The 4,471-nt window shown below is 73.8% G+C and carries 6 protein-coding genes; 4 read left to right on the forward strand and 2 right to left on the reverse strand.

Features of this window, described 5'->3' with window-relative positions; all coding sequences use genetic code 11:
* The first annotated feature begins 1 nt into the window (after position 1).
* The 3 genes from MB828_RS27505 (at position 2) to MB828_RS27515 (ending at position 2,297) form a co-directional block, all read left to right on the forward strand.
* On the forward strand, positions 2-433 hold the full coding sequence (locus MB828_RS27505; protein ID WP_133026325.1) for an Hsp20/alpha crystallin family protein: 432 nt from the start codon (positions 2-4) through the stop codon (positions 431-433).
* Positions 434-530: 97 nt separating this feature from the next.
* A complete protein-coding gene (locus MB828_RS27510; RefSeq protein ID WP_301650577.1) occupies positions 531-926 on the forward strand; it encodes a DUF2267 domain-containing protein in 396 nt (131 codons plus the stop codon).
* 141 nt (positions 927-1,067) lie between these two features.
* Entirely contained in the window at positions 1,068-2,297 is a 1,230-nt protein-coding gene (locus MB828_RS27515; RefSeq protein WP_301650575.1) for a PP2C family protein-serine/threonine phosphatase, read from the forward strand.
* A gap of 336 nt (positions 2,298-2,633) precedes the next feature.
* Here the strand turns inward: MB828_RS27515 and MB828_RS27520 are convergent, their stop codons facing one another.
* Positions 2,634-2,933: an SDR family oxidoreductase gene (locus MB828_RS27520; protein ID WP_301650578.1), complete on the reverse strand. Its 300-nt coding sequence runs from the start codon at positions 2,931-2,933 to the stop codon at positions 2,634-2,636.
* Here MB828_RS27520 and MB828_RS27525 point away from each other — a divergent pair.
* Complete coding sequence (locus tag MB828_RS27525; RefSeq protein WP_301650579.1) at positions 2,882-3,037, forward strand: hypothetical protein; 156 nt, start codon at positions 2,882-2,884, stop codon at positions 3,035-3,037. The genes MB828_RS27520 and MB828_RS27525 overlap by 52 nt on opposite strands.
* A gap of 60 nt (positions 3,038-3,097) precedes the next feature.
* Here MB828_RS27525 and MB828_RS27530 read toward each other — a convergent pair.
* Positions 3,098-4,471 (reverse strand): SWIM zinc finger family protein (locus MB828_RS27530; protein ID WP_301650576.1); only part of this gene is annotated, 1,374 nt, incomplete at its 5' end.

Genomic DNA, 4,471 nt, shown 5'->3' on the forward strand with positions numbered 1-4,471 from the left:
GATGTTGATGCGCACTGACCCGTTCCGTGAGCTGGACCGGCTGGCGCAGCAGCTGATGGTCCCCGGCACCTGGTCGCGGCCGTCCCCGATGCCGATGGACGCCTACCGCGAGGGTGACCAGTACGTGGTGGCCTTCGACATCCCCGGCGTCACCGCGGACGCGATCGACATCGACGTCGAACGGAACATGCTGACCGTCAAGGCCGAGCGCAGGCCCGTGGCGAAGGCCGACGACGTGCAGATGGACCTGTCGGAACGGCCGCTGGGCGTCTTCTCCCGCCAGATCGTGCTGGCCGACACGCTGGACACCGAGCACATCGAGGCCGACTACGACGCGGGCGTGCTCACCCTGCGCATCCCGATCGCCGAACGCGCCAAGCCCCGCAAGGTCTCCATCGGCGTCGGATCCGGCCGCAAGGAGATCTCCGGCTGAGCCGGACAGCCGAGGGCTCGACGGCGGAGGACGGGTGCCTGTTCGCCCCTGCTGCCCGTCCTCCGCACCCCGAGGGCAAGGAAGGGTGGTGACCGACGTGACCGTGCGACGAGAGGCGTTCCTCGACCACGTGAAGGAACGCGGCGAGTACCACACCCTCCAGGAAGCCGAGCGCGCGTCCCGCGTGGTGCTCGCCCTGCTGGGCGCGCACTTGCTCGGCGATGTACGCGCCCGGCTTGCGGCGCGTCTGCCGGAAGGCTTCGCCCTGATCCTTCTCAACCCGTTGCAAAGCGCCGAGCCGCTGTCCCCGGAGCGGTTCGTGCGGGCAACCGCGGCCTGGATCGAGGGCGCCACCGAGCAGACCGCGGCCTGGGACGTCAGCGCCGTCCTCTCCACGGTCGCCGACGCCGCCGGCGACGACCTGCTCGAAGAGATCCTGCTCCAGCTCCCCCGCGGCTACGACCTCCTCTTCGGCCGCCCTCAGCTCACCTGACCACCCACCCATCCGTTACGCCGACGGCCGCGGTGCGGCGGTGGGCCAAGCAGGCAGGGCCTACTCGGGCGGGCCGCGCGCCGAGCCGACCGGTCCCAGACTTGACGTGGGGGCCGAGACGGCGAGAAAGCGGGTGGGCAGATGGCGGACGAGATGGGGGCCGCGCTGGCCCTGTTTCTGGAGCGCTCGCACACCGCCTCCCCGCTCCAGGTCGCGCAGCTGGTCGACGAGGCGGCCCAGCGGCTGGGGATGGCGTCGGCAGTCGTCTACCTGGCGGACGTGCAGGAAGACCAGTTGGTACCCCTCCCCGGTACCGACGGCCAGGGCGATGCCGCCTTGGCGGTCGAGGGGACGGTGGCCGGCTGGGCCTACCGGACCATGTCGCTGCGGTTGTCACGCCGCCGGCCGCTGGCGGTGTGGCTGCCGCTGGTCGACGGCATCGCCCGCATCGGCGTGCTGCGCGTCACCACCGACGAGCTCACCCCCGCCCTGCTGGACGGTGCCACGCAGCTGGCCGCGGTGACCGCGCTGACCGTGGTCTCCAAGAGCGGCTTCAGCGACCTGTTCAGCCGCACCGCCCGCCGTCGTCCGATGACCACCGCGGCGGAGATGGTGTGGGCGTTCCTGCCCCCGCGCACCCTGGGCACCGACAAGGTCACCTCCACCGCCGCGCTGGAGCCCGCCTACGAGGTCGGAGGGGACGCCTTCGACCACGGCCTGGACGACGGACGCCTGCACCTGACCGTGGTGGACGCGATGGGCCACGACCTGGCCGCGGGACTGGCCTCCGCCGTCGCCCTGGCCGGCTGCCGGTCCACCCGCCGGGCGGGCGGCACCCTGGCCGACATCACCGAGCGGATCGACGAGGACCTGCACCACTGGCGGCCCGGCGGCCTGCTCACCGGCGTCTTCGCGCACCTCGACCTCGACACCGGGCGCCTGGCCTGGATCAACGCCGGCCACCCGCCACCGCTCCTGATCCGGGCCCAACACGTCGTCCCCGGAGCCCTGGAAGCCCACGGCGAGCTGCCGCTCGGCCTCGGTCCGGGCTACCAGCCCTCCCGGACCGTGCACCAGGCCCAGCTGGAACCCGGCGACCGCCTCCTGCTCCACACCGACGGCGTGACCGAGGCCCGCTCCACCGCCGGTCAACGCTTCGGCGAGCACCAGCTCGTCGACTTCGTCAGCCGCGCCCTCGCCGCAGGCGAACCCGCCCCCGAAGCCCTGCGCCGCCTCATCCACACCATCCTCGACCACCACAACGGGGAACTACAGGACGACGCCACCATCGTCCTGGCCGAATGGCACCCCGACACCGACGACACCAGCCCACCGCCCCACACCGGCACAGCACCGCGCAGCGTCCTCTGACGACAGCATCCAGCCGACCTTGCACCGCGCTCACGCCACGGGCGAGCCCGCTCTGCGCGCAGACGGCCGGACTCCCCGACCAAGGCCCAGACCCCTGACCGGGAACTCGCGGCCTAGGCGAAGCCCCGCCCGAGGCACCCCCGGTGACCCATCTGCCGACAAGGCCTTTTTGCAGAATCGTGTCGGCTCAGCTCATCGCCCATGCACCGCCCGCCTGAGAACTGCGCATCGCAAGGGAGGAGGGTCATTCGCGGCGGGGCGGGTGAGAGGCGGCCCGTCTGTCGCTGATGGTGAGGGGGAGCGCCCCCGGGCCGCGGGGCCGGGGGCGGGGGGCGGTCACAACTGGGTCTGGCCGCCGTTGACCTCGTAGACGGAGCCGGTGACGAAGGACGCCTCGTCCGACAGCAGGAAGGCCGCTACGGCGGCGACCTCTTCGACGGTGCCGGGGCGCTTCATCGCGGTCTTGTCGGCGATGACCTCGCGGACCTCGGGAGGCAGGGCCTGCGCCGAGGGGGCGTCGATCGGGCCGGGCGCGATCGCGTTGATGCGGATGCCACGCTGGGCGTACTCGACGGCGACACTGCGTGTCAGTCCGACAGCCGCAGGTCCTCCAGGCGCGCGCGCTGGTCTCGGCAGCCCTGAGCTGCCTCGACGTCGCGGCGACGGTGTGGACCGAAGTCGAGGGTGGGCCGCCGCTGACGAACCTCGTCGACGACGCCTTCGCCGCCGTACGCTCGTAGGCCCCGATACACGGGCGCCACGGGTTCGTTGGCCGGGCAGAGCAGCCGCGACCCGACAGGTCAGCAGGTGCCGAGGCCGGTGAGGGCGCCGACCGGGTCCAGGTCCGGGGTGCCTCTGGGCCACCAGTCGTCGTGGCCGGGTTCGGACTCGTAGGCGTACCACAGGCCGTCCTGGCCCAGGCGGAGCTGGACGTGGCCGCCCGGGTGGGTGAGGTGGTTGCGCCAGGGGCGGAACGCCGGCAGGTCGGCGGCGAGGAGCAGCGGCCGGGCCCGGTCGAAGCGGCCGGCCGGCGGATCCCAGGGTTCCTCCAGTACGGCCAGCCCCTCCAGGCCCCCCTGCCGCCAGGCGGCAACCGCGCGTGCCAGGTCGCCCGGGGTCCGGCCGACGGCGTCCGCCAGCGACGCGTAGAGGGCGCGCGTGGACGCGGTCAGACCGGAACCGGGGCGGGCGGCGGCCAGCCGTACCGCGTCCTGCCAGAGGGTCAGTTCGCCGACCGGGTCGTGTCCGGTGGTGAGCAGGGCGTGGGCGCGGGCCGCCGCGTCGGTGGCCAGCTGGTCCAGCGCGAAGGGGTCCGGGCCACCGGGCACGCCCGGATAGACCGGGGGCTGCTCGGGGTGTGCCGGGACCGGCAACGGCGTCGGCAGCGGCGGGAGCTGCCGGGGCACCAGGGCCTCGGTGGCCCGGACGCCCGGCAGCGCCACCGGCCGACGCTCCCGGGCCGCTCGGGCGGCGTTGCGCCGGGACAGCGCGTCCAGCAGGTCCCGCTCGCCACGGCCGCGCAGCAGAAGCAGTACGAACGGGTCGGCGTCCAGGAGCCGCGCGGTCTCGTAGCAGAGGGCGGCCGCGTGCTTGCAGGGGTGGCCGAAGTCGGGGCAGCTGCAACGGGGTTCGAGTTCTCCCGCGCCGGGCAGCAGCGGGACCCCGCTGTCGGCGAGGGCCTGCGGCAGCTCCTTGTCGAGCAGGGCCGCGATGTCCCCCGGCCGGTCGGCGGCGGCCTCCAGGAAACGCTCCCACTCCTCCTCGCCGAAGGTACGCAGCCGGAGCTGGACGCGGTACGGCCGGGGCCGGCTTCCCTGCACGTACGCGAGCACCGCCCCCGGGGTCACGGTGATGGCGTCCACCTGCCCCTGCTCGGCGTAACTCCGCCCCCGCGCCAGCCGCTTGACGTCCAACGCTCCCTGCTCCAGGGCCCGGATCCAGGCATTGCCCCACCAGGTCTCGGCGAACTCGTCGACGGAGCCGGTGGCGGCGGCCCGGGCCGGTAGGGAGGGGAAGGTGCGGCGGAGTTCGGTGTCGCGGTGCGGGGTGGCCATGGTGCGCGGGAGGTGGGGGCTGCCCGGCTCGGCGCCGTCGGCGGTCGAGGACGAGGTGAGGGCGGAAGCGGGTGCGGGGGCGGAAGCGGGTCCGGGGACGGGGGCGGAAGCGGGTGCGGG

The sequence above is a fragment of the Streptomyces arenae genome (genome assembly GCF_022343545.1).
GTDB classification, from domain to species: Bacteria; Actinomycetota; Actinomycetes; order Streptomycetales; family Streptomycetaceae; genus Streptomyces; species Streptomyces humi.